The 25,279-nt window shown below is 59.0% G+C and carries 19 protein-coding genes and 1 pseudogene; 10 read left to right on the top strand and 10 right to left on the bottom strand.

Annotation, left to right across the window (positions count from 1 at the left end):
- Nucleotides 1–94: 94 nt before the first annotated feature.
- Together KL786_RS06270 and map are read left to right on the top strand one after the other, a co-directional pair.
- A complete protein-coding gene (locus tag KL786_RS06270) occupies nt 95–295 on the top strand; it encodes a ParD-like family protein (protein WP_197881097.1) in 201 nt (66 codons plus the stop codon).
- A complete protein-coding gene (gene map / locus KL786_RS06275) occupies nt 295–1,050 on the top strand; it encodes a type I methionyl aminopeptidase (protein WP_215517038.1) in 756 nt (251 codons plus the stop codon). Before KL786_RS06270 ends, map begins: the two co-directional genes overlap by 1 nt.
- A gap of 26 nt (nt 1,051–1,076) precedes the next feature.
- Here map and KL786_RS06280 read toward each other — a convergent pair whose 3' ends face one another.
- Nucleotides 1,077–2,015, bottom strand: a complete 939-nt coding sequence (locus tag KL786_RS06280) for a magnesium transporter CorA family protein (RefSeq protein WP_458729634.1) — start codon at nt 2,013–2,015, stop codon at nt 1,077–1,079.
- Complete coding sequence (locus tag KL786_RS06285; RefSeq protein WP_252193615.1) at nt 2,012–3,598, bottom strand: RimK family ATP-grasp domain-containing protein; 1,587 nt, start codon at nt 3,596–3,598, stop codon at nt 2,012–2,014. The genes KL786_RS06280 and KL786_RS06285 overlap by 4 nt, the downstream gene beginning before the upstream one ends.
- Before the next feature lie 92 nt (nt 3,599–3,690).
- On the opposite strand from KL786_RS06285, the pseudogene KL786_RS06290 reads away from it, so the two are divergent.
- A pseudogene (locus KL786_RS06290) lies at nt 3,691–4,161 on the top strand (GNAT family N-acetyltransferase); the annotation flags it as partial.
- A 3-nt stretch (nt 4,162–4,164) separates the two neighbouring features.
- Here KL786_RS06290 and sfnG read toward each other — a convergent pair.
- Nucleotides 4,165–5,277 (bottom strand): dimethylsulfone monooxygenase SfnG, encoded by a 1,113-nt coding sequence (gene sfnG, locus KL786_RS06295; protein ID WP_215517039.1) that lies wholly within the window; start codon nt 5,275–5,277, stop codon nt 4,165–4,167.
- A 242-nt stretch (nt 5,278–5,519) separates the two neighbouring features.
- Between sfnG and KL786_RS06300 the strand changes: the two genes are divergently transcribed.
- Nucleotides 5,520–6,299 carry a TSUP family transporter gene (locus tag KL786_RS06300; RefSeq protein WP_215517040.1) on the top strand — a complete coding sequence of 260 codons (780 nt, stop codon included), beginning with the start codon at nt 5,520–5,522 and terminating at the stop codon, nt 6,297–6,299.
- Here KL786_RS06300 and nudC read toward each other — a convergent pair.
- The 4 genes from nudC to KL786_RS06320 all read right to left on the bottom strand — a co-directional run bounded on the left by nudC (nt 6,267) and on the right by KL786_RS06320 (nt 10,212).
- Nucleotides 6,267–7,100 carry an NAD(+) diphosphatase gene (nudC, locus tag KL786_RS06305; RefSeq protein ID WP_215517041.1) on the bottom strand — a complete coding sequence of 278 codons (834 nt, stop codon included), beginning with the start codon at nt 7,098–7,100 and terminating at the stop codon, nt 6,267–6,269. The genes KL786_RS06300 and nudC overlap by 33 nt on opposite strands.
- 6 nt (nt 7,101–7,106) lie before the next feature.
- Nucleotides 7,107–7,919 (bottom strand): crotonase/enoyl-CoA hydratase family protein, encoded by an 813-nt coding sequence (locus tag KL786_RS06310; protein WP_215517042.1) that lies wholly within the window; start codon nt 7,917–7,919, stop codon nt 7,107–7,109.
- A gap of 291 nt (nt 7,920–8,210) precedes the next feature.
- Nucleotides 8,211–9,506 carry an ATP-binding protein gene (locus KL786_RS06315; RefSeq protein WP_215517043.1) on the bottom strand — a complete coding sequence of 432 codons (1,296 nt, stop codon included), beginning with the start codon at nt 9,504–9,506 and terminating at the stop codon, nt 8,211–8,213.
- A 4-nt stretch (nt 9,507–9,510) separates the two neighbouring features.
- A complete protein-coding gene (locus KL786_RS06320) occupies nt 9,511–10,212 on the bottom strand; it encodes a response regulator (RefSeq protein WP_032860419.1) in 702 nt (233 codons plus the stop codon).
- Between the two features lie 238 nt (nt 10,213–10,450).
- Between KL786_RS06320 and KL786_RS06325 the strand changes: the two genes are divergently transcribed.
- The 3 genes from KL786_RS06325 (at nt 10,451) to KL786_RS06335 (ending at nt 15,444) form a co-directional block, all read left to right on the top strand.
- A complete protein-coding gene (locus KL786_RS06325; RefSeq protein WP_215517044.1) occupies nt 10,451–11,608 on the top strand; it encodes an efflux RND transporter periplasmic adaptor subunit in 1,158 nt (385 codons plus the stop codon).
- An 18-nt stretch (nt 11,609–11,626) separates the two neighbouring features.
- On the top strand, nt 11,627–14,719 hold the full coding sequence (locus KL786_RS06330) for a multidrug efflux RND transporter permease subunit (RefSeq protein WP_032860423.1): 3,093 nt from the start codon (nt 11,627–11,629) through the stop codon (nt 14,717–14,719).
- An 83-nt stretch (nt 14,720–14,802) separates the two neighbouring features.
- Complete coding sequence (locus KL786_RS06335; RefSeq protein ID WP_215517045.1) at nt 14,803–15,444, top strand: DUF1345 domain-containing protein; 642 nt, start codon at nt 14,803–14,805, stop codon at nt 15,442–15,444.
- A 62-nt stretch (nt 15,445–15,506) separates the two neighbouring features.
- Here the strand turns inward: KL786_RS06335 and KL786_RS06340 are convergent, their stop codons facing one another.
- From KL786_RS06340 to KL786_RS06350, 3 genes are all read right to left on the bottom strand, one after another.
- Complete coding sequence (locus KL786_RS06340) at nt 15,507–17,762, bottom strand: autotransporter outer membrane beta-barrel domain-containing protein (protein ID WP_215517046.1); 2,256 nt, start codon at nt 17,760–17,762, stop codon at nt 15,507–15,509.
- Between the two features lie 243 nt (nt 17,763–18,005).
- Nucleotides 18,006–20,051: a hypothetical protein gene (locus KL786_RS06345; RefSeq protein WP_252193616.1), complete on the bottom strand. Its 2,046-nt coding sequence runs from the start codon at nt 20,049–20,051 to the stop codon at nt 18,006–18,008.
- 158 nt (nt 20,052–20,209) lie between these two features.
- On the bottom strand, nt 20,210–22,195 hold the full coding sequence (locus KL786_RS06350) for a hypothetical protein (protein WP_215517047.1): 1,986 nt from the start codon (nt 22,193–22,195) through the stop codon (nt 20,210–20,212).
- A gap of 258 nt (nt 22,196–22,453) precedes the next feature.
- Between KL786_RS06350 and KL786_RS06355 the strand changes: the two genes are divergently transcribed.
- From KL786_RS06355 to KL786_RS06365, 3 genes are all read left to right on the top strand, one after another.
- Complete coding sequence (locus tag KL786_RS06355) at nt 22,454–23,473, top strand: LacI family DNA-binding transcriptional regulator (protein ID WP_215517048.1); 1,020 nt, start codon at nt 22,454–22,456, stop codon at nt 23,471–23,473.
- A 64-nt stretch (nt 23,474–23,537) separates the two neighbouring features.
- Nucleotides 23,538–24,320, top strand: a complete 783-nt coding sequence (locus tag KL786_RS06360) for a sugar phosphate isomerase/epimerase family protein (protein WP_215517049.1) — start codon at nt 23,538–23,540, stop codon at nt 24,318–24,320.
- Nucleotides 24,313–25,257: a sugar kinase gene (locus KL786_RS06365; RefSeq protein ID WP_215517050.1), complete on the top strand. Its 945-nt coding sequence runs from the start codon at nt 24,313–24,315 to the stop codon at nt 25,255–25,257. Before KL786_RS06360 ends, KL786_RS06365 begins: the two co-directional genes overlap by 8 nt.
- Nucleotides 25,258–25,279: the final 22 nt, after the last annotated feature.

The following is a 25,279-nucleotide window of genomic DNA, read 5'->3' on the forward strand; positions in this document are numbered from 1 at the left end:
CTAACCGGCGGCCAGTGGCAAGTCAACTGCCGGGGTTTACGAGCAATATACGAAACGTATACGCTTTGTATATCAATCCCGCACAGTGAAGCTCATGGGCATCGTCAAGATCACCGACCAACTGCATGAACAAATCCGCCTGGCCAGCGCCGCCATGGACCGTTCCATCAACGCCCAGGCCGAGTTCTGGATCAAGATCGGCCTGCTGGCCGAGCTAAATCCGCACCTGGCCTACAACGATCTGATCAACAAACTATTGCTCGACAAGCCCGATCTGATCCGGGGGCGCAGTTGATGATCAAGACTGCCCCACAGCTCGCCGTGATGCGCGAAGCGGGCCGCCTGCTGGGCCAAGTATTCAGCATGCTCGACAGCCGGGTCTGCGCCGGCCAGTCAACCCTGGAACTGGACGCCGCCGTCGAGGCGTTTATCCGCCACGACCTGCAGGCGCGCCCTGCCAGCCTTGGGCAATATGACTACCCCTTCTGCATCAACACGTCCATCAACGAAGTGGTGTGCCACGGCATGCCGGATGCCAAGGCCGTGTTGAAGGACGGCGATATCGTCAATATCGACATCACCCTGGAGAAAGGCGGGTTTATCGCCGACTCCAGCAAGATGTACATGATCGGCGCGGTCGCACCCAAGGCCCGGCGCCTGGTGGAGCAGACATTCGAGGCCATGTGGGCCGGCATTCGCCAGGTCAAGCCCGGCGCCCGCCTGGGAGATATCGGTCATGCGATCCAGAGCCACGCCCAGGCCAATGGCTACAGTGTGGTGCGTGAGTACTGCGGCCACGGGATTGGCCGTGAAATGCACGAAGAGCCGCAAATCCTCCACTTCGGCCGCCCGGGCACCGGCTTGACTCTGCGCGAAGGCATGGTGTTCACCATCGAGCCGATGTTGAACCAGGGCAGCGCCAAGGTGCGCAGTCTCAAGGATGGCTGGACCGTGGTGACTCGCGATAACAGCTTGTCGGCGCAGTGGGAGCACACGGTGGCCGTCACCGCGGATGGCTTTGAAGTGCTGACGCTGCAAGCCGGTGCCTAGGCACCCATGTGGGAAGCGGGCTTCAGTCACCCCGCTTTCCCCCCGCCCCTGGCAATCCGCCTGAGCCCCAGCACCATCCCCACTGCACCCAGCGCCATCGCCAGCAGAAACAATGGATACGCCACCCACCACGGCGTCCCTGCCGTCATCATGCTGAACTCTGACATCCCTCCAATACTGGCGATCAGGTTCAACGGCAGGAACACCACGTTGATCAGCGTAAGCTTGCGCAGCAGGTTATTCATGCTGTTGTTCATCAGGTTGCCCCGGGCATCGATCAGCCCGGAGAACACATTGGAGTAGATCTCTGCCTGCTTGTAGCACTGGTTGTTCTCGATGATCAGGTCGTCGATCAAGCCCAGGGTCTGCGGGCTGAAATGTTCCTTCTCGCCGTGGTTGCGCAAGCGCGTCAAGACTGCGCCGTTGCTGTGCAGCGCATTGATGTAATAGATCAGGCTCTCGCTGAGGCTGAACATCTGCATCAGGTGGCGATTGCTCATCGAGGCGTTGAACTGCTGCTGCAATTCCCGGGCGACCAGCTTGATCACCTTGAGATGGCCCAGATAGTGGTGGATGTTGTTAAGCAGCAGATCCAGCAGCACATCCAGCGGTGTATGCAGTGGCCGGCGCGCACCCAGGCCGGATAGTTGGCTGTCGTCGGTGGCAATCACCAGCAGGCGGTCCGGTGAAAACAGCAAGCCACAGGATGACACTTCAAACACCAGGTTGCTGCCACCGGAATAGTTTTGCGGGCGCTTCCAGATCAGGAACAGGTTGTCGGGATGGAACTCAATACGCGACACCTCGTCCGGGTCCAGCGCTGACGCCAGCGCATGCTCATCGACTTTGTAGCGCTCGCGCAATAATTCACGTTCATGGCTATCGGGATTGCTGAACAACAGGATCTCGGCGCTTTCGCGCTCGGTGCGGCGCAATGCGCCCTCGCTGAGTTCAAGGCAAATCACCAGACCTGACCCTGGCGTTTGAGCTCCAGGCGTCGCACGAACTCCTCCAGCACCAGGGAATACAGGTCGTCCTGCAAATAGGCGTCTTCAATCCCGGCATCCATATTCGGGTTGTCGTTGACCTCAATCACCACCACCTTGTCACCAGACTGCTTTAAATCCACGCCGTACAACCCGTCGCCGATCAGGTTTGCGGTCTTGACCGCCAGTTCCACCACCGCCTTCGGTGCCTCGTGAACTGCCAGGGTGCGACACTCACCGTTGATATCCTGGCCGATGGCCTTGTGGTTGTAGATCTGCCAATGGCCCTTGGACATGAAGTATTGACAGGCAAAGATCGGCTTGCGGTTGAGCACACCAATGCGCCAGTCGTACTCGGTATAGAAAAACTCCTGGGCCAGCAGCAACACCGAATGTTCGAACAGCTCCGCCGTGGCGGCCAGCAGCGCCTCCTGGCTTTCGACCTTGATCACCCCACGGGAAAAACAACCGTCGGGGATTTTCAGCACCAGGGGAAAGCCCAGGCGCTCGCCAACCCGCTCGAAATCTTCCGGTCGTTCCTTGTAGAGGATTTCGGTGGCGGGCATGCCCAATTGATGGCTCTTGAGCAGGTCCGTGAGGTAGACCTTATTCGTACAGCGCAGGATCGAAGCAGGATCATCCATCACCACCAACCCTTCACTCTCGGCTTTCTTGGCGAAACGATAAGTGTGGTTATCGACGCTGGTGGTTTCGCGGATCAACAAGGCGTCGTACTCGGCCAGCCGTGCGTAGTCCTTGCGTTCGATCAACTCGACATCGATCCCCAGCCCCTTGCCCACCCGTACGAAATTATCCAGGGCCTTGGCATTGGACGGTGGCAACTGTTCCTGGGGATCATGCAGGATCGCCAGGTCATAACGGGCCAGACGCCGCGAACGCGGCTGGCGCCAGATCCTGCGGCTGAAGTTGTCCAGGGCATGGGCAAATTGATCTTCCTGATCATCACGCAACTTATGTAAGACCCCGGACTTGACACCTTCGATATGCCAGCCGTTATTCTTGCGAAACTCAACTAACAGGATTGGGCACGGAAAGGCTTCAAATAACTGCCGGGCCAAGTCCTGCAACGGTGCAATATTGGTTCGGCCAAAATACAGTGTCAGGGTAAAACCTTCTGTATTGCTGTAAAGATGATGACTCAGCGCTTTATCGAGGGTTTTATCAAGGTCATCCAGAGCCAGGCCATACAGGGACTTTTTTGTCAGTTCGCTGATGGTCCGCACCGACGGAATCACCTTGTGCCCGCGCGCTTCAGCCAGCAACGAGCAGTAATAGCCATGCCCCAGGTACTTGTAGCTGCGACACAGGTTGATCACCTGTACCCGCTTACCCGCCTCGTTTTCCCGGGGGTGTTCGAGGTATTCCTGGGCGGTGACAATGTCTTCGCTGGGAAAGTAGGAGGCCCAATCTTCCTTGCGTTCAACAATGATCACGACTTGACTTGCACTCTTGGGAGGTGTGGAAAAATATCCACCGGAAGTTATTGTCGCCGTGACTGTTTGCTCGGATACTTCTCGCCAATGACTTTGTACCGCTGACATATTGATTGATCCGCTAGAGAACTTGACCTTTTCTATTAAGCACGATCTTTCAGAGAAGTCCCGTTCGATTACGCAACTTTTACGGCGGTTATATGACTCTTTCCTTTCGCGTTGCAACACTCAATGACTTGCCAGCACTGGTGGCATTGGAACAGCACTGCTTCACCACGGACCGACTTTCCCCGCGCAGTTTCCAATGGATGATCAGCCGTGCTCACGCACAGTTGCTGGTGGCCGAAAACGCAGGACAATTGCTCGGTTATGCCCTGGTGCTGTTCCATCGCGGCACCTCGTTGGCGCGCCTGTATTCCCTGGCCATCGCCACGCCTGCCCGGGGCATGGGGCTGGGCAAGCAACTGCTGGCGCACATCGAAGCCTGCGCCATGGCGCACGACTGTGCCTACCTGCGTCTTGAGGTGCGCACCGACAACCCTGGCGCCATCGCCTTGTATGAACGCAGTGGCTACCGGCGTTTTGCCCTGATCAACGACTATTACGCCGACCACACCGACGCCCTGCGCCTGGAAAAATCCATCCTTCGGCAACCTGACGAGCAGGCCCTAGCGCTATACCGGTAACGCAACCAACCTGGCACTGCCCGTCGTAACAGTCTTGGCCTCCAGCTCCCGCACCAGCGGTAACACGCGTTGGCCAAAATATTCCACCTCTTCCTGGAAATGCAGGAAGCCCGCCAGCACCAGGTCCACTCCCACCGCCTTGAGGGCGACGATGCGCTCGGCGATCTGCCGCGGCGTGCCGATCAAGTTGGTCTTGAAACCGTCGTTGTACTGCACCAGGTCGGCAAAACTGGACTTGGCCCAGTTGCCCTCGCCTTCTGGCGAGGCCTTGCCCGCTTGTTTGGCGGCATCACCAAAGGCATTCACCGCTTCCGGGTCGGCCTTGTCGATAATCTCGGCCAGTACCGCCTGTGCTTCTTCCTCGGTGTCGCGGGCGATCACGAAGGCGTTGACCCCGACTTTTACCGAATGATTATTGGCGGCGGCCTTGGCACGGATGTCATCCACCTGGGCCTTGATCCCCTCCGGGGTATTGCCATTGGTGAAATACCAATCCGACACCCGTGCCGCCATGTCCCGCGCTGCACGGGAGCTGCCGCCCTGGAAAATCTCCGGGTGCGGCTGCCCCAGGGGCTTGGGCTTGAGGCTGTAATTGTTGAACCGGTAGAAATCGCCCTTGAAGGTGAACTCGTCCTGGGTCCAGATACCTTTCAACGCGCGGATAAACTCCTCGGAACGTCGATAGCGTTCGTCATGTTCCAGCCAGTGTTCGCCAATGGCCTGGAACTCGCCCTTGAACCAGCCGCTGACGATATTCACCGCCACCCGGCCATTGGTCAGTTGATCAATGGTCGCCAGTTGCTTGGCCGCCAGTGCCGGCTGCCAGGGGCCTGGCAGGATCGCCGCGATCACCTTGAGCTTGCTGGTGGCCGCCAGTAACGCGTGGCTGAAGGCCACGGATTCATGCTGGTATTCGGCGCCGTAACCAGCGGTGAAGCGGATTTGCGTCAAGGCGTATTCAAACCCCGCCGCCTCTGCCAACTGTGCCAGCTTGCGGTTGTAGTCGATGCCCCAGTCGGTGCGTTGTTCGACCTTGCTGACCACCAGGCCACCACTGACGTTGGGCACCCAATAGGCAAATTTCACGGCTTGCTGAGTCATTGTTCGGTACCTCGCACACAGGGGATGTGCAGGTTGTGGAGCAGCAAGCGTGCCAGTGTGCGCAAAGCCCCATGCTAGGGGCGCTCGGCTGTTCCGGACCTGGGCAGGGCAATGTTGCCCAGGTGGGTGAATTGTTGAATCACTGTTGTTGTTGCAACAGTCGCCGTAACAATCGGTTATAGGTAAGCTATCGGACTTTCGCGCAGCCCCGTTCTGCGCCTCGCCGAAAATAAGTCGCCTCCATGCCTTTTGAACTCAGCGTTGACCTCTCCACCCTGGCCATCCTGGCCGTGGTTGCCTTTGTTGCCGGTTTTATCGATGCCATTGCCGGCGGTGGCGGCTTGCTCACCACCCCGGCCTTGCTCACTGCCGGCATGCCGCCCCATCTGGTATTGGGTACCAACAAACTGAGTTCGACCTTCGGCTCGGCCACCGCCAGTTTCACCTTCTACCGGCGCAAGCTGTTCCACCCGCGCCAGTGGGTGCATGCCATCGTCGGTACGCTGGTCGGCGCGCTGGTCGGTGCCGTCGTCGCCCATTACCTGCCCGCCGAATGGCTGAACAAGATGCTGCCGGTGATTGTTTTCGCCTGTGGTATCTACCTGCTATTTGGTGGTACGCCCAAGGCGCCGCTGGACGCGGATGCGCCGATCAAGAAGAAATGGCAGTCGACCCAGGGCTTTGGCCTGGGCTTCTATGATGGCGTGGCAGGTCCCGGCACCGGCGCGTTCTGGACCGTCAGCACCTTGCTGATGTACCCCGTCGACCTGGTCAAGGCCAGCGGCGTGGCGCGCAGCATGAACTTTGTCAGCAACGCGGCGGCGCTGTCGGTGTTTATCTTCAATGGTTCGGTGGACTGGATTGTCGGCCTGAGCATGGGCCTGTCGGTGATGGTGGGCGCGTTCTTTGGCGCACGCAGTGCCATCAGCGGCGGCGCCAAATTCATTCGCCCGGTGTTTATCACCGTGGTCCTCGGCCTGACTGTGCGCCTAGCCTGGCAGCACTGGTTCAGCGTGGCCTAAGCGGCGCGCCACATACAGGTCGATCAGGTAGCGGGCAATCGAGCGCGACGCCGGCAAGGGTGGCAACTGGTGGATGTTGAACCACTGCGCATCCTCGATCTCGTCGGCCTGGGGCACGATCTCGCCACCGGCATACTCGGCGTGAAAGCCCAGCATCATTGAGTGCGGGAACGGCCAGCACTGACTGCCCACGTACTGGATATTCTGCACCTCGACCTGCACTTCCTCGCGCACTTCGCGGATCAGGCAGTCTTCGGCAGACTCCCCTGGCTCGGCAAACCCGGCCAGGGTGCTGTAGACCCCAGTGACGAAACGCGGTGAGCGTGCCAGCAGAATCTCATCACCACGGGTGATCAACACAATCATGCTGGGGGAAATACGCGGGTAGCTGCGCAGGTCGCACGCCTGACAGAACATCGCGCGCTCCCGGGGCACCTGCACCATCGCCTGGCCGCAGCTGCCACAAAAACGGTGCTCGCGGGCCCAGGTGCCGATTTGCGCGGCATAGCCCAGGACTTTGTACAGGCGGTGGTCACCTTGCAGCATAAAGGCCCGCAGGCCTTGCCAGCGGCAACCTTGCACATCGCCAGGGCTGTTCAGCTCCAGCAGGTACACCGGCTCGCCATCCAGGTGGCCGATGCCATGCTCGGCCAATACCGACAAGTCCTGGCGCTTGAGCCATTCCCTGGGAAACAGCGGCCCATTGTCGTCCAGCAAAAAGCCTTCACGGCTGCGGGCCACGGCCCAGCCGCCGGGGGCGTCATTGTCCAGCAGCGTTGTGGTTATCCAGCCTGGGGTCATGTTCAGTCAATCCACGAATTCGGGTTTCTGCTTGCTCATATGGGCCGCGATGGCCACGCGCAGGTCGTTGGATTGCAACATAGCAGCGTTCCAGGTGGCAACGTATTCCAGGCCATCGTTGATGGTGTGGTCACGCATGTAGCTGATCATGGCCTTGGTGCCGGTCACGGCGATCGGCGATTTGGCGGCAATTTGCGTTGCAAGCTCCATCACCCCGGCCAGCAGGCTTTCATGATCGGCAAAGGTGCGGTTGACCAGGCCGATGCTGCGCGCTTCTTCTGCGCCGAAGGTACGGCCGGTGTAGGCCAGCTCGCGCAGCATGCCGTCGCCAATGATGCGTGGCAGACGCTGCAAGGTGCCAACGTCGGCGGCCATGCCGATGTCGATTTCCTTGATCGAGAATTGCGCGTCGTCAGCGGCATAACGCATGTCACAGGCGCTGATCAGGTCGATCGCGCCGCCGATGCAGTAGCCCTGGATCGCCGCGAGGACCGGCTTGCGGCAGTTGTCCACGGCATTGAACGAGGCTTGCAGTTGCAGGATCTTGCGCCGCAGCAAGCGCGCATTACGGCCCACGTCCTTGCCAAACTCATTGGCTACCGAGGCCAGCATCATCAGGTCGATGCCCGAGGAAAAATGCTTGCCGGCGCCACTCAGGACCACGGCGCGCACCGCATCGGTGTCTTCGATCCATTGGAAAATCTCGATGATCTCGCTCCAGAACGCCGCGTTCATGGCGTTGATCTTTTCTGGGCGATTGATCTGCACATGGGCGACGTTGCCGTGGAGTTCGACGACAAAGGCTTGGTATTCGGACATGGCAGTGATCCTTGGCGGGCGGCTGATAAAGGCCGAACTATAGCAAGGGTGCGTCAGGGGCGGTAAGGCTGTGCATGTGCCAAAAACAGGACTCTTAATGCCAGTCTGTTAAGCGGGTTCTGCTTTCTGTAGGAGCGAGCTTGCTCGCGAAGAACTTGAGAGCGCCGCGTTTACCTAGCAAACACGCGTTATCGTTGACGTCCTTCGCGAGCAAGAACTAGGCGTCCCCCTCGCTCCTACAAAAAAGCCTTAACTGACTGGCATTAACACAAGCCCCGCTCCACCGCAGGGTCAGGTGGGCAGCCACAGCCGCATGCGTGCACCGCCCAACGGCGAGGCCTGCGCGGTGAGTGTGCCGCCTTGTGCCTCTACTGCCCGGCGGCTGATCGCCAGGCCCAGGCCGAAGCCGCCGGTGGCGCGGTCGCGGCTGCGGTCCAGGCGGTAGAACGGTTCGAAAATCCGTGCGCGCTGTTCCTCGGGGATGCCAATGCCATCGTCATCCACCCAGATCTCGCAGCCCTTGGCGCACACCTTGACGCCAATCTGGATCCGCCGCTCGCAGTAGCGCATGGCATTGCGCAGCAGGTTTTGCAGGGCGCGGGCGGTAAGGCGTGGGTCGAGCGCAAAGCGCTCGACGGCGCAATCGAGCACCACATCAATCACGATCTCGGGGTTTTCCAGTTCGTCGTCGATGCTGCCCAGGATGCTGTCGATGAATTCATCCAGCACCACGTCCACCCGCTCGGGCAGTTGCGCCGGGTTTTGCAGGCGGCTGTAGGACAACAGCTCCAGCACCAACTCATCCAGCTCGCGGATGTGCGCTACCAGGCCTTGCAGGCGCTCGCGGCTGGCAGCCGGCTGGTCTTCGGACAGTGCCAGCGCCAGGCCGAAGTCCAGGCGCGTCAGCGGGGTGCGCAGTTCGTGGGAAACCGCGTTGAGCAGGTCACGCTGCTGGTTGAGCAGGTGCTCGATGTCGTTGGCCATGGTGTCGAACACCGCTGCCAGGCTGCCGATGTTGGAGCTGGGGGGAATGTGCGTACGCTCTTCCAGATGGCCCCGGCCCAGTTGCGCCGCTGTCGCCTTGAGGCGTTCCAGGTCACGCCAGTGCGGTCGCAGCCATATCAACAGCCCGCCCAGCAACGCCGCGCCGATCAGCACGTTCATGGTCCAGTACAGCAGGTTCATGTCCAGCGGGTCGGGTGGGATGGTCATCTTGACCGCCAATTGCCCATTGAGCGGCGAGCTGATTTCTTCCATCCAGCCCCACTCCCCCAGGCGAATCACCGGCTTGCCCTGCTCCAGCAATTGCTCTTCGGCCGGTGTGTAGCGGGCATCCTGGCGATGCATCAATTGCACTTTCAAGGGGGCAAAGTCCCGGGCCAACTGGTCGGTGACCTCGGACCAGCGCTCCACCGGCCGGCTGTGGTACTGGCGCACGATCAGGCTCTGCAAACCCCGGGACTGCTCAATGTTGTAGTTCATGTAGCGGGCGTGAAAGACCTCGATGATGCCCATGGGGATCAGGTAGATCGCCGCGCTGTAAGTCACGATGGTCAGCAGGTAAAGACGGATCAGGACGCGGAACATGGTCTCAGCATTCCCACTCGGAACGGCTGAACAGGTAACCCTTGCCCCACACCGTCTTGATTTTGCGCGCCTCACCGGCATGGTCGTCGAACTTGCGGCGCAACTTGGAAATGGCCACATCCACCGAGCGGTCGGTGCCGTTGAACTCGATGCCACGCAAGCGCTGCAGGATCTGGTCGCGGCTGAGCACTTCACCGGCATGCCGGGCCAGCACCACCAGCAGGTTGTATTCGCCGCTGGACAACTCCACCGCCTGGTCGCGCCAGGTCACCGAACGTTCCGAGAGGTCGATGCACAGGTTGCCCATCAATATCTGGTCGTTAGCCGCCTGGGGTTCGCTGAGGCTGCTGCGGCGCAACAAGGTGCGCACCCGCGCCAGCAGCACTCGTGGCTCGCAGGGCTTGGTCACGTAGTCATCGGCGCCCATTTCCAGGCCCAGCACCTGGTCGTGGCTGTCATCGCGGGCGGTGAGCATCAGGATCGGCAGGCCGGCCGAATCGGCGCGTAACAGGCGGCAGACTTGCAGGCCGTCGAGGCCGGGCAGCATCAGGTCGAGGATCACCAGGTCCGGCGGATTGAGCCTGGCCCGCTCGCGCACATGGTCGCCACGGCTGAGCACGTTGACGTGATAGCCATTGCGCTCAAGGTAACTGGCAATCAGCTCGGACAGCGCGGCGTCGTCTTCGACCAGGAGGATGTTGGGCATGGTGCTTCCAATTAATACGGTTTTTTGTCGTACACAAATCCAATGTGGGAGCGGGCTTGCTTCCACATTAGGTCGTCATTGATCACAAGAGCTTGTTAGGATCCACGGCGGTGAAGGATATACGCACGTGCCTCGGCGTGCGCCGTACCTTACATTTCTTCACACACCACCTACAGAGCTTCACAGCACAGTGACGGGGGCGCCCGTAGGATGCGCCAGTCAATATTGGGATAAAAGCATGTCAAAGAATCTGTTTGCGCCGTTTTGCCTTCTCGCACTGACATTGGCCCTGAGCGCGTGTGGCAACTCCGCAGGCGACGCCCCCGAAATGCCCCTGGCCAAGGTGCGCGTCGAAACCCTCGCAGCCAAGCCACTGTCCATCAGCAGTGAGCTGAGCGGACGCATCGCCGCGCCGCGTATTGCCGAGGTGCGCGCACGGGTCGCAGGCGTGGTGTTGCAGCGGGTATTCAAGGAAGGCCACGACGTCAAACAGGGCGACGTGCTGTTCCGTATCGACCCGGCGCCGTTCAAGGCCGACCTCGACAGCGCCCAGGCAAGCCTGCGCAAGGCCGAGGCCAATGCCTTCCAGGCGCGCCTGCAAGAGCAACGCTACAGCCAGTTGGTGGAAGGCAATGCCATCAGCGCCCAGGACTACGACAACGCCCGCGCCGCTGCCCGGCAAACTGCCGCCGATGTTGCGGCCAATCAGGCGGCGGTGCAGCGCGCCAAGCTCAACCTCGGCTATGCCACGGTGACCGCGCCGATCTCCGGGCGCATTGGCCGTGCGCTGGTGACCGAAGGCGCTCTGGTGGGCCAGAACGAAGCCACGCCCATGGCGCTGATCCAGCAACTGGACCCGATCCACGCCGACCTTACCCAATCGACCCGCGAACTCAATGACCTGCGCCGTGCCTTCCGCGCCGGGCACTTGAAGCAAGTAGGCCAGGACCAGGCCAAGGCCACGTTGATCCAGGATGACGGCAGCCTTTACCCGCTGCCGGGCAAGCTGCTGTTTGCGGAAATTTCCGTCGACCCCGGCACCGGGCAAATCATCCTGCGCAGCGAGTTCCCCAACCCGGACCTTGACCTGTTGCCCGGCAGCTTTATCCGCGTGCGCCTGGAGCAGGCGGTCGATCAGCAAGGCCTGAGTGTGCCGCAACGCGCAATCACCCGCGACAGCGCCGGTATCCCGATGGTGTTACTGGTGGACGCCGAGCAGAACGTCAGCCAGCAACCCGTGGAATTGGGCGCGGCGATCAATGATCGCTGGGTGGTCAACAGCGGCCTGAAGGCCGGTGACCGGATTATCGTCGAAGGCCTGCAGCATGCACGCCCCGGTGAAAAAGTCGACGTCGATGCCAGCTCCGAACCTGTCGCCCAGGCAGCCGGCCAGTAATCAAAGGGATCAGAGACAATGCCGCAGTTCTTTATTGACCGCCCAATCTTCGCCTGGGTGGTCGCCTTGTTTATCCTGCTGGCCGGCGCCCTCGCCATCCCGCAGTTGCCGGTGGCGCAGTACCCTAACGTCGCGCCGCCGCAAGTGGAAATCTATGCGGTGTACCCCGGTGCTTCGGCCCAGACCCTGGATGAAAGCGTGGTCAGCCTGATCGAGCAGGAGCTCAACGGTGTCGATCACCTGCTGTATTTCGAATCCCAGAGCAGCCTGGGCTCGGCGACCATTACCGCGACATTCCAGCCGGGCACCAACCCGGAAATGGCCCAGGTGGATGTGCAGAACCGACTCAAGGTCGTCGAGCCGCGCCTACCGCAAGCGGTGACCCAGCAGGGCTTGCAGGTGGAAAAGGTCTCCGCCGGCTTCCTGCTGCTGGTCACGCTGACATCCAACGACGGCAAGCTCGATGACGTGGCGCTCAGCGATTACCTGGCGCGCAACGTGATGAACGAGCTCAAGCGCCTGGACGGTGTGGGCAAAGCCCAGCTGTATGGCGCCGAGCGGGCGATGCGGATCTGGATCGACCCGCAGAAGTTGATCGGTTTCAACCTGACCCCGGCCGACGTCAATGCCGCGATCAGCGCGCAGAACGCCCAGGTCTCGGCCGGCAGCATTGGTGATTTGCCGGGCACCAACACCCAGGAGATTACCGCGTCGATCCTGGTCAAGGGCCAGCTCTCAACCCCGGCCGAATTTGCCGACATTGTGCTCAAAGCCAACCCGGACGGCTCCACTGTGCGCATTGGTGATGTGGCGCGCGTCGAGATCGGCAGCCAGGAATACCAGTTCTCCACACGCCTGAACGGCAAACCGTCCACCGCTATCGGCGTGCAACTTTCGCCAGGCGCCAACGCCCTGAACACCGCGACCCTGGTGCGGGCGAAGATGGATGAGCTGTCACGCTACTTCCCGGCCAATGTGGAATACAAGATTCCTTACGACACCTCGCCGTTCGTCAAAATCTCGATCACCAAGGTGGTCTACACCTTGCTGGAGGCCATGGCGCTGGTGTTTGCGGTGATGTTCCTGTTCCTGCAGAACGTGCGCTACACCTTGATCCCCACGCTGGTGGTGCCGATTGCATTGATGGGGACCTTTGCCACCATGCTGTTGCTGGGCTTCTCGATCAACGTGCTGACCATGTTCGGCATGGTGCTGGCCATTGGCATCCTGGTGGACGATGCGATTGTGGTGGTGGAGAACGTCGAGCGGATCATGGTCACCGAGGGCCTGTCGCCCAAGGAAGCTACGCGCAAGGCCATGGGTCAGATTACCGGGGCGATCATCGGCATTACCCTGGTGCTGGTGGCGGTGTTCCTGCCGATGGCCTTTATGGCCGGCTCGGTGGGGGTGATCTACCAGCAGTTCTCGCTGTCGATGGCCACCTCTATCCTGTTCTCGGCGTTTCTCGCCCTGTCCTTGACCCCGGCCCTGTGCGCCACGTTGCTCAAACCGATTGCCAAGGGTGAGCATCATGCCAAGGGCGGGTTCTTCGGCTGGTTCAACCGCCGCTTTGAACAACTGACCGATCGCTACGAAGGCTGGGTCGCCTATGCCCTCAAGCGCAGCGGCCGCTACCTGCTGATCTACCTGGTATTGCTGGTGGGCCTGGGCTTTTTGTTCAGCCGCCTGCCCGCCTCGTTCCTGCCGGTGGAAGACCAGGGTTACACCATCACCGATATCCAACTGCCGCCGGGTGCGAGCAAGAACCGAACGGTGCTGGTGGCCGAGCAGATCGAGGCACATAACGCGACCGAGCCGGGCGTCGGTGACACGACAATGATCATGGGCTTCAGCTTCTCCGGCTCCGGGCAGAATGCGGCGCTGGCGTTTACCACGCTCAAGGATTGGTCGCAGCGTAGCAGCGACGACTCCGCCGCCTCGATTGCCGATCGCGCCAACATGGCGTTTACCGAGCTCAAGGATGCGATGGCCTATGCCGTGCTGCCGCCGCCGGTGGATGGCCTGGGCACCTCCAGTGGCTTTGAGTTCCGCTTGCAGGACCGGGGTGGCGTGGGTCATGCCGCGTTGATGGCGGCTCGCACCGAGCTGCTGGCAGCGGCGGAAAAAAGTCCGATCCTGGCCAACGTGCGTGAAAGCGCCCTGGCCGAGGCACCGCAAGTGCAGCTTGAAGTGGATCGCAAGCGGGCCAACGCCCTGGGCGTGTCGTTCGCCGATGTCGGCAATATCCTCTCCTCGGCCATTGGTTCGGCGTATATCAACGACTTCCCCAACCAGGGCCGCATGCAGCGCGTGGTGGTGCAAGCCGAAGGCGACCAACGCAGCCAGGTCGAAGACTTGATGAAGATCCATGTGCGCAACAACGCCGGGAAGATGGTGCCATTATCGGCCTTTGTCGAGGCACGTTGGGTCCAGGGCCCGACACAGTTGACCCGTTACAACGGCTACCCGGCCATCGCCATTTCCGGTGAAGCGACACCTGGACATAGCACCGGCGAGGCGATGGAGGAGATCCAGCGGCTGGTGTCACAACTGCCGGCGGGCCTGGGCCAGGAATGGACCGGGTTATCGTTGCAGGAGCGCTTGTCGGGTGCCCAGGCGCCACTGTTGTTGATGTTGTCGCTGCTGGTGGTGTTCCTGTGCCTGGCCGCGCTGTATGAAAGCTGGTCGATCCCCACCTCAGTGTTGCTGGTAGTGCCGCTGGGCGTGTTGGGCGCGGTCATGGCGGTGTCGCTGCGCGGCATGCCCAATGACGTGTTCTTCAAGGTCGGCTTGATCACGATTATCGGGCTGTCGGCAAAAAACGCGATCCTGATCATCGAGTTTGCCAAGGACCTGTATGACCAGGGTGAAGATCTGGTCGAGGCCACGCTGAAAGCCGCACGCCTGCGCCTGCGACCGATCATCATGACGTCCCTGGCGTTTATCCTCGGCGTGGTGCCACTGGCGATTGCCACCGGTGCCAGTTCGGCGAGCCAGCAGGCGATTGGTACGGGGGTGATTGGCGGGATGATCACCGCGACATTGGCGGTGGTGTTTGTACCGGTGTTCTTCGTGGTCGTCATGAAACTGGTGCGCAAACGCCACGATTGATAGTCCCACCCTGTAGGCGCCGGCAAGCCGGCTCCTACAGGAATAGGCTATGGTTGCTCACCAAACCTGCATTTGTGAGCACCATGTCCTACCTCGCCCGTACCCACCCTCGCCTGTCCGCTGCCGCCGTCCTGGGACTGGCAATCGGCATTCTGGCGCCCTTCGACTCAATCCTCACCAAAGTCCTGATCGGCTGGAACGCCGGGGTCTGGACCTACCTGATACTGATGGTGCGCCTGACCATCCGCGCCAAGGCCGAGGACGTCAAACGCATCGCCGAAGTCGAAGATGAAAACGCCGCCCTGGTGTTGTTCATGGTGTGTATTGCCGCAATTGCCAGCCTGGCGACCATCGCCTTTGGCCTTGCCGGCAGCAAGGACCTGGGCACCGCCGAACGCCTGCTGCATTACGGTTTTACCGGGGTCACGGTGATGGGCTCGTGGCTGTTGATCGGGGTGATTTTCAGCGTGCACTACGCCCGCCTCTATTACACCGCTGAAGGCAAGGAGCCAGCATTGCGCTTTGCCGAAGGGGTGATTACCCCCAATTACTGGGACTTCCTGTACTTTTCCTTCACTATCGGCGTAGCCGTGCAAACCTCCGATGTCGGTGTTGCCACCCGCGAAATGCGCAAAGTGGTGCTGGGACAATCGTTGATTGGCTTTCTGTTCAATACTGCCATTCTGGGATTTTCGATCAATATTGCAGCGGGCTTGTTCAATTGAGAACGGATAAGCGCCCACAAAAAAAGGAAGCACAAGCTTCCTTTTTTTGTCACGCGTGCGCCTTAGAAGTCATAACGCAGGCCAACGTTGACACCCCATGGCTGGTCAATCGCCTTGCCTTCGCTGGTTTCAAAGTCAGCATGCAATTTGAGGTTTTGCGACACGGACATCGCAACACCTGCGGCAAGTTCAATGCGCGAGCCTGACACGTCATTGTTGAAGCTTTGGTTGTTGATGAACACCTTGTTGCTCTGATCAAACTCATGGGCCAGGGCGGTACGCAGGTACGGTTGCAACACGCCGCCGCTTTCCAACTGGATGTTCTTGCCGACGGTGACACCCGCTTTACCGACAACGGTGCTTGAGCGGTCCCCCTTGCCTCGCAGGCCGTTGGATAACTCATAGCTCTGCGCCTGGGTGATAACCGTCGACAACTGCCCATAAGGCTCGACGAAGAAGTCATCGTCCAACTGGATATGGCGGCCAAATTCTGCCGACGCACCCACTGCGTTTTGTGTGTAATTACCTTTGGCTTTCTTGCCATCGCTCATGATGACGTTGCTGTCATTATGTAAACGGTTGAACTTGATCACACCATCGAAGTACAACCCGCTCTCGGCGTCCAACCAGGTGGTGTAACCGCCGAGGTAGTAACTCTTGACCTCCCCCGAACTGCCACGGCTCAGGTTCAGGTCCGAAGTGCTGTGGCCAGCCATCACGCCAGCGATCCACTGGCCGTCACCGCTCGACAGCGGTGCATCGGTACCGATGGTGAAACCTCGCTGGATTTGTGAGTACCCCGCACCATTTTTGTTGCCTGCCACCTCGAATTTGTTGCCGTAACTGCGCATCCACAAACCGTTGCCCTGGCCAGCACTAAAACGCAGCTCACCCATGCGTGTACGCAGGATGCTCATCTCGCCGTACAGTACGGTGGGGGCGCTATTGAACAAGGCCAATACCGAGCGGGCGCTGGCGCTGGTGCCACGGCGTGTCGGGTCGAGCAGCCAGTCCGTGCCGTCTTTTTGCAAGCCGTAGCTGTAGGCGCCGATTTCCACGGCGTCACCTAGCAGAGAGAATTGCGCGTCGCCGCCTTCGGTGTGTACGACCTTGATCGGCTCGCCGCTCGCCAGCTCCGAGCCGGTGGCGGCAAGCAGCAGGCTGTGGTTACCTTCGGCTTTGCCCTCAACGTTCAGGAAGTCGGTCTGGTGGGTGGCGAAGTCGGTATGCATGATGAACGTACCATTGCCTTCCAGGCTCTTCACATCCAAATCGTAGAACTCATCCGCGCCACCAAAATGCACGGCACCACCGTCCATCTTCAGTGCATCGACATTGCTGTCGCCCACCAGTACCCAGTGAGATGCCTCGTTCACGCTCAATTCGGCAACGTTATGCAACTGGCCGGTCAGCCAGGAACCATTGTTGAGCTGGACTTTGGCGGTGCTGCCATCTTCGGCCACGATGTCGCCAAACAACTCGCTGCGGTCGACATTCAGGTTGGCCGTGGAGCCTCCCGTAACCTCCAGAAGGTTGCCGTTGCCACCCGTCAGGCTCGAACCGTTGAGCACTTGGATATCCGCGTGAGTACCTGCCTTTGTCAGGATCGCTGCGCCGTTCGTGCCCGAGACCGTGGAACCGTCCAGTACCAGCGTGCTGTCCATGATGCCGGAGGAGGCGTCGACCCCCATTTGCACGCCATTGTCGCCTCCTACAATTGTGCTGCCCGTGGCAAAGGCTGTTCCACTGTGCAATGCGACCCCAATACCATTGGCATTCGTCGCCTCAATATAGGAGTCGATGAAGTCCAGCACGCTATAGGCACTGGCGCTGGCGCCCCGGTTAGTCCCGGTAACCGTGCTGTTGACGACCTTGACGCTGGAGCCATCAGTACCACTGAGGGAGCGCCCGGCTATCAGCGCGGTACCATTGTTGTGGATGAGGTTACTGTTGGTGACCAACACATTGCTTGAAGTAGCACGAATTGCGGCATCCGCAGTCTTGCGGGCAACGACATCGGAGCCGTCTACACGAATATTGGAGTCAAAAGCGGTGATATCTTGAGTCGAACTGCCCGGCGTGACCACCAGGCGAGCGGATTGGGCACTGATGTCCTTGGTTGCGGTGCCTTTGACGGTCAAACCCGAACCTGGACGTAACTCAAAACGATCCGGTGCCGGACCTGGGCGGACATACTCGTCAGGCCCCGTGATAATGCGGGCTTCTGCTGCATGAGCCATAAGCATGAGAAAAGTGACAGCGTTGGCCTTCAACGCGAGACTCAAGGGCGAAGGATTGAAATTGAATATGGATGACATTAAACAGACCTCTGGGTTGGCGTTCCAATTCACAAGAAATTGGCCGGTTCCAATGTGTATGGGACCCTGCCAATCGAACGCTGCCAACGTTATCCAGAGTGGTTACCGCATTATGTAGGACTTATCTCAAGTGCTTGCATTGATTGGACATAAACCTAGTAATCTTTCCCAGTTAATGCCGTACTCCCAATCATACTCATCAAACACCAAAGAGGTGCACTGCACCCCTTTGGCAACAACCGATTACGGCGCCGGCACAACTGTACCGTCGCAAAAAACCGGCCCTGAAGCGCCCACCACTTGACCACGTACCCGTGGTGTAGCTTCAGTGGAGTTAACCGTTCCCCCTGCCGTCACGATGCTGTAATGAACCTTGGCCGATCCAGCAAGACGGTCATCCGTAGTAGGCTGAATGGGCTTGAATCGGGTGAAGTAGTCCTCCAGCGTCATCTCGAACCCTGTTGTCACCATCGCTTGCGTAAGGGCTATCGAATTCTTGCTGCCGGCGACAGCCGTCACTTCATTCATGCCCGCATCATCCCGGTAGCCTCGCCAATGCACGGTAACGATCATCCCCACTCTGAAATGCTCCGAGGGCGGGATAAATATCACAATGTTTCCCGGTACTGGCCGTTCTGGCCTGAAGCTGGCGCAATTGATAATACCGCTGCCGCTGCCTGCAAGGTTACGAATAACTGGGGCTATAAGAGATATGATGTTGGCCGTTACATTCACTGTCGTTTGGGGGGAAAACTGCCGATTCTGGTTGCCCGCAGAGCCAATGGTGTAATGCACCTGCTTCAGACCATTGTTATGAAGTGCAATGACGCTCCAGGGGATCTGCAATTTAATTTCCTGGTTGGCTGCACCGCCCGCTACAAAAAACTCGGCAACCTGTACACCCGCATAGAAGAGGTAAATCGTAAAGTCTCGGGCATCCGGCGTTGGGGGATTGCCCCACAATCTTATGTAGGCATTGGCTGGCCGGTTTGCATGCTCGGGCGTCAACTCATTGGGATTACCCTCGGTGCCGGTGGCATCCTCTCCCCTGACCACTACTGGGTTGAGATCTGGGTTGATAGGTTCTGGAGCATTCGGATTCGTTGGTCCCACCACAAATAGGAGCAGGTCGGTTGTTACTGTCTGCGGCACTGGATAAGTGACCGATCGGCGTTTGATGGTATAGGAAGCCGTCATGTTCAAGGGCCCTATCGTTGCACCATACAAAGCGACCAACGTTCTGTAAGAGGCATGCACCTGCAACGGGAACGCGTTGCTGCCCAACGGCACATCGGGCAGGGTTTGCGAGCCCAAAGAGGTGGTCAAGGTCACACTGATAACGTCCCCCTCGGCACCTCGCAGGAAGTTATCGTATGCAGGGATACGGATAATGGCGCCGTTGAGCTGAGCTGCGTCCTTGAGGTCGATTTCATGGTCGCCGGGCACCGCCAGATCGATAGTGGGTGCCTTGAAATTACTGGGTGCGGGAAACAGAGCGACGTCAAACAAAAACTGGGACGACAGCTTCGCCGGGTTGCCCGCAGCGTCGTACAACTCGTAGCGCAAACTGCATAGTCCGTCCAGAAACAACATGACGACCGACAAAGGCAAGGGAAAACGCCTATCATCAGGAATCAACCATTTTGGATCAGTACTTCCCGGCGTAGGCAGATAGGGTTCGTCCGAGTTGTTGTAGTAAAGCAGTGCATAGTCCCCGGGTGCCTGTCCGTTACTTAGGTAATCGGGAATAGTGAACCACGCAGTCTGATCAGGTAAGCCTTGGAAATACGACAGTGATGCGGGCGTCGGCAAGTCTGCTGGAGGTAATGGCGGAGGAATCGGGCCTACGTGACTGTAATAAGGAGGCGCAAGATCCACGATCAGCAGTTGCCGGGCTGATCGACTGGTATTTCCGATACTATCGATATAGACCTCGTATATCAGCCAATAGGTACCAGGAGGGCGCTGCCCCAGTGCGATATTGACCGGCACTCCGGCTGGGGCCGGTGAGGATATAGTCAATGTAATAAAAGGCTCGGACGGTTGCGATCCTCCCAATGGCCACATCCAGACCCTGAGGGTGTCTGGAAAGGCTGGATTCGTACTGAAATCCTCCCAGCGCGGAATTAAATATTCCAATGTCTCTTTGAGTGCGGTAATGCGATTGATCAACCCGGGGAAACCTGGAACCTGGCCCTCCAGGGTGCCGTCGGGCAAATCAGCAAGCGTGCTGCCCGTTCGACGACTACTTTCAAAGCAGCGAATAGCTTCTAGCGTTTTACTTTCCATTTTCGTCTCCAGCATTAGTTGGGTCATACGGTATTTTCAAGGCGTGAAACAGCACACGACCTTATTTCGCAAACTGCCCTTCCCATTAAATTCAGGGGGGGCATGGTTTTTAAAGAAACTACTTACAGCGCAGCCGCTACCACTCCAGACCCGAAGATCTAGCTGTGTTCAGCTTCGATAAGTGTCGGCACGCCGTCGTTTGAACAGGAAATCGCATCGCCCTCCTTACAGTAACCTCCCTTTGGATAGTTCAGGTCAATACGGATACGTCTGGGCGAGGACTCACCTACCAGAACACCGCCACGTCGTACCTGATAAAATGCACGTGCCGAACCAAAGTCCCGCATAGGCACGACTTTCCCTTCATAAGGTTCAACCCGGAACTTTAGTCCGTTATTCAAATCATCATTGGTATAGAACCCTTTGGCGTCTTTATACTTCGACTCTTCAATGACAGGCAGCTCCCAATTATTCGTCAAGTAACCTTCCCAATAAAATTCTACCCAGTCATTAAGTTCAAAGCGGTCATCGTGCCTGACAGACCACTCGACACCCCAAAAGACTTGAGGCACGGAACAACAAGATAAATAACCACCCCCACCGACCACTGTGTGATTGAGAATGGGCGCTGGAAATTGAATCAGCACACCTGTATTAACATCTACTAGGGTATTGTCTGATTGCTGATCATTTACCCCGTTGCTGGTAGTGTAATAAACCGGCAACGATGGATGAATAAAGCCTGCCATTACCGCCCAGGGAATGACTGTCGAAAATACCAGTTGCCCCTCGACATCCCCAAACTGCACGGTATAGCTGGCTACCGGCCCGATACCATTCCAGTAAAATCTCAGGACTTCACCTGGCTGCGGGTTTTCGTAAAGGATGACCCGAGCGCGGGCACCTGCCGGATTGTCATCATGGTTGACAACGTTCAGGGTATTGGAAGTAAGCCCCCAGACTTGCGCGATGGGCAAATCCCTGTTGAGCAGTGCTGGCGCATGGGCGTGATCTTGTCCGGCGACTGTCAAGTTCAGATTGACCAGTATTGCGAATGAGCGAAATGGCGGCAGGCTGCCACGAATGATTTCATAGCGCACGGGCACCGTTTCGGGTGCGAGCCCGTCAGTCAGGGGCCCTCGCATGACAGCCCAGGTGATCAGGACATCACACGGAAAACTGACCACATCCTGTACGGCCGTGGGGCGGCCTTTCCAGTACACCACGACCTGATCCCCCGGTGCCCAGCCGATATAGTCGGTGATTCTCACAAACACGCCTGCCCGTGCGTCATCGCGTTTGATCAGGAGGTCGTCATAGGACGGAGGTGCGATTTGTGGCGGAGGTAAATTACTGGGTAATGGTATCAGCGACAGTTCAAATGGCGCCCCTGCACTTTGGTCACTGAAATTTCCAGCTTTATCAAACACACGGAAATAAACGTACCCCGTGCCGTTGGCCAAGGAGCGAAAGGCATGGGCATCCAAATATACAATCAGCGGGTCATTGATACCCAGCGTGTAGGAACCAATTGGGCCACTGGCAGACGGGGGATCAATGTTGGATAGATGAAACTCAATCCGATCCATGTCTCCACGCCCGGTGTAAGCCGGCAGGTTAAAGGCTACCCGTGGATGGTTTGCCAAATACGCCTCATCCATTGGCATGGGAGGGGTGACGAAGAACAAACGATCATCGGGACGTAACAGCTGTGGACGATCCATATCCACGGTGAGCATTCTTTTCGGATCAAGCGTACTGACCCCGCCGAATGAGTCTGTCACCGAGTAGTACAACAGGACTTTTCCAGACTGCTCCCTGAGAACAGACAACGGAACAGACAACTCAAAAAAGGTTGGCAGCGTAGGCGGTGGAGCATGGACAATCACGACGTCGACAATGCTTTCAATACTGCCCCGCAGCCAATGGAGCCTGAGGGTGTGGGGAGTATCCAGAAGTTCAGGAGGCGGGCTCCACATCGGAATTCGAACCCTGAGCGGTGCCAACATCAATGGCGCTGGAATCAATCCATTCGGGTCACTGGGATCAATACCGGGAATATCCATGGGCAACAGAGCAAGGATTCCGTCCTTTTTTTGCCAAGGCAAAGCTGTGCGGCTATGAGACTCAAAGGGGCCAGGCATGATTTATCCCTCATGTACATAAGTCGAGAACGGGCAGCCAAACCCCAGGTTCCCGGCTCGATTTCAGAGAAATTAAATACCCAATTTCTGAGACCCGATACTGTCAGAACTAACAGGTAAGGCATTCCGCCCGTCGGCATTTGAGTGTTTGCAAGGGCACGATTTACCGGTTGCTCACTTGACGACTGCTCGCTCATGTCGTTTCATGAAACCGGTTTCAGATTGCCTGCTCAATTCCAATAAGAAAGGCCTTGCACCATGAGTTCTTATTCCGCAGCCCAGCGCAGCCGCGTCACCATGCTTGACGTCGCCGCACGCGCCGGGGTTTCCAAGGCCAGCGTTTCACGCTTTATCGGCGAGGACCGCGCCCTGCTGTCCGATGCCATCGCGCAACGTATCGAACAGGCAATCGATGACCTGGGTTACCGCCCCAACCAGATGGCCCGTGGCCTGAAACGGGGCCGTACTCGCCTGATCGGCATGCTGGTGGCTGATATCCGCAACCCCTATTCGATTGCCGTGATGCATGGCGTGGAAACCGCCTGCCGCCAACACGGCTACAACCTGGTGGTGTGCAACACCGACCGCGATGATGAACAGGAGCGCCAGCACCTGGCAGCGCTGCGGGCCTATAACATCGAAGGTTTGATCGTGAACACCCTGGGCCATCACGTCGAACAACTGCTGGAACTGCAACGGGAAATGCCCCTGGTGCTGGTGGACCGCAAGGTCGACGCGTTGCACAGCGACTTGGTGGGCCTGGATAACCCGCTGGCCGTGGGTATGGCCCTGGACCACCTGGAGCAACAGGGTTATCGGGATATCTTGCTGGTCAGCGAAGCGGCCGATGGCACCAGTTCGCGGGTCGAGCGTATAGAAGGCTTCCATGCCCAGATCAGTCGCCGCAACAGACTGCATGGCACCGTGCTGGAAATTGGCGATGATTTGGCCACCCGTTTGCAGGCATTCCTTGCCCCCTCCAAGACCGGAACCAAAGCCCTGTTTTGTGCCAACGGCATCGCCGCACTCGCTTGCACCAAAGCCCTGCGCGAATTGGGTTGCCGGTTATTCGAGGACGTCGGGCTGATTGCCCTGGATGACCTGGACTGGTACCCGCTGGTAGGCAACGGCATCACCGCCCTCGCCCAGCCAACCGCAGCGATTGGCGCCAGTGCGTTCGACTGTTTGCTCAAGCGCTTGCGCGGCGATACCTCGCCGACCCGTTCCCTGGATTTTGCCCCGCAACTCATCATCCGAGGATCAACCCAACCCTTGTAGGAGCCGACTCCTACGGAAGGATGTTTTTGCTTAAAAATGAAACCGGTTTCAGAGATCAATAACAATGCATAGATACCCCGTTTCCATCAGCCTCTCCAGCTACGGCGCCGACCTGGTTCGCCAGCGTGGCCAATTGAGTTTCGTCGAGTTGTTGGCCGCTGCCGGCGCCAGGCGCATTGAATGGCGTGAAGAACTGCTCACCACCGAACAACCCAGCGAGCTTGCACAGGCCGCCGCTGAGCAGGACCTGGAGAGCGTGTTTTCCTCACCTCTGGAGCTGTGGGTGGCCGGACGTGCACAAGCCAACAACCAACTGGCCACCACCCTCGACCGAGCCCAGGCGTTCGGTGCGCGCTGGTTGAAGGTCTCCCTCGGCTACTTCACCGACACCAACGACCTGCACAGCCTCAGCGCCCTGCTCAACCGCCACCCGGTGCGCTTGCTGGTGGAGAACGACCAGACCCTGCATGGCGGGCGTATCGAGCCGCTGCAACGCTTCTTCGATGAGGCCGAGCGCCTGGCCGTCCCCGTGAAAATGACCTTCGATATCGGCAACTGGCACTGGCAGGACCAATCCGCCCACACCGCCGCGCGCTTGCTCGGCCGACATGTCGATTACCTGCACTGCAAGGCCGTGGCCCGTCGCGCCGATGGCAAGCTGGTCGCCCTGCCGCCCGGCGCCGCCGACCTGCACCTGTGGGAACAATTGCTGCACCTGATGCCCCAAGGTATCAGCCGTGCAGTGGAATTCCCGCTGCAAGGCGCAGACCTGGTGCAGGTCACAGCCTTGCAGGTCGCCGCCCTCGCCTGCCTTGGCCAACCCCGCGTGGAGAATGCCCATGTCTGAGATCGATATCCTCTCGTTCGGTGAAACCATGGCGATGTTTGTCGCCGAGCAAACCGGCAACCTGGCCCACGTTGGCCAGTTTCAAAAACGCATCGCCGGGGCCGACAGCAACGTGGCGATTGGCTTGTCGCGCCTGGGCTTCAACGTGGCCTGGCTGAGCCGGGTGGGCGATGACTCATTGGGCCGTTTTGTGGTCCAGACCCTGGAGCGCGAAGGCCTGGATTGCCGACATGTGGCGGTCGACCCTGCGCACCCCACCGGCTTTCAGCTCAAGTCCCGGGAAGAGGCCGGCGACGATCCAACCGTCGAGTATTTCCGCCGCGGGTCGGCAGCCAGTCACTTGTCCAGCGCCATGATCACGCCTGCGCTGCTGCAAGCACGGCACCTGCACGCCACCGGGATTGTGCCGGCGCTGTCGCACGCCTGCGCCGAGCTGTCGCGCCAGCTAATGACGCAGATGCGTGCGGCAGGCCGCAGTGTGTCTTTCGACCCTAACCTGCGCCCGTCGCTATGGCCCAGCGAGCAAAAAATGATTCGCGAAATCAACGCCCTGGCCTGCCTCGCGCATTGGGTATTGCCGGGCTTGAGCGAAGGTCGGCTGCTGACCGGCTTCGAAGATCCTGCCGATATTGCCGCGTTCTACCTCGACCAGGGCGTGGAAGCCGTGGCGATCAAGCTCGGCCCCCACGGTGCCTACTACCGCAGCCATCTGGACCAAGGCTTCATCGCCGCCGTGCCGGTGGCCAAGGTGGTGGACACCGTAGGGGCCGGTGATGGTTTTGCCGTGGGCATGATCAGTGCCCTCCTCGAAAACCTCAGCTTTGCCCAGGCCGTGCAGCGCGCCAACTGGATCGGCAGCCGCGCGGTACAGAGTCGCGGCGATATGGAAGGCCTGCCCTTGCGCGCCGACCTGCCTGCCCTGCAAAAGGCCGGCTGACCCCCGGCGTTACATCCGTTAC

The sequence above is a fragment of the Pseudomonas sp. TAE6080 genome, assembly GCF_018732265.1.
GTDB classification, from domain to species: Bacteria; Pseudomonadota; Gammaproteobacteria; order Pseudomonadales; family Pseudomonadaceae; genus Aquipseudomonas; species Aquipseudomonas brenneri.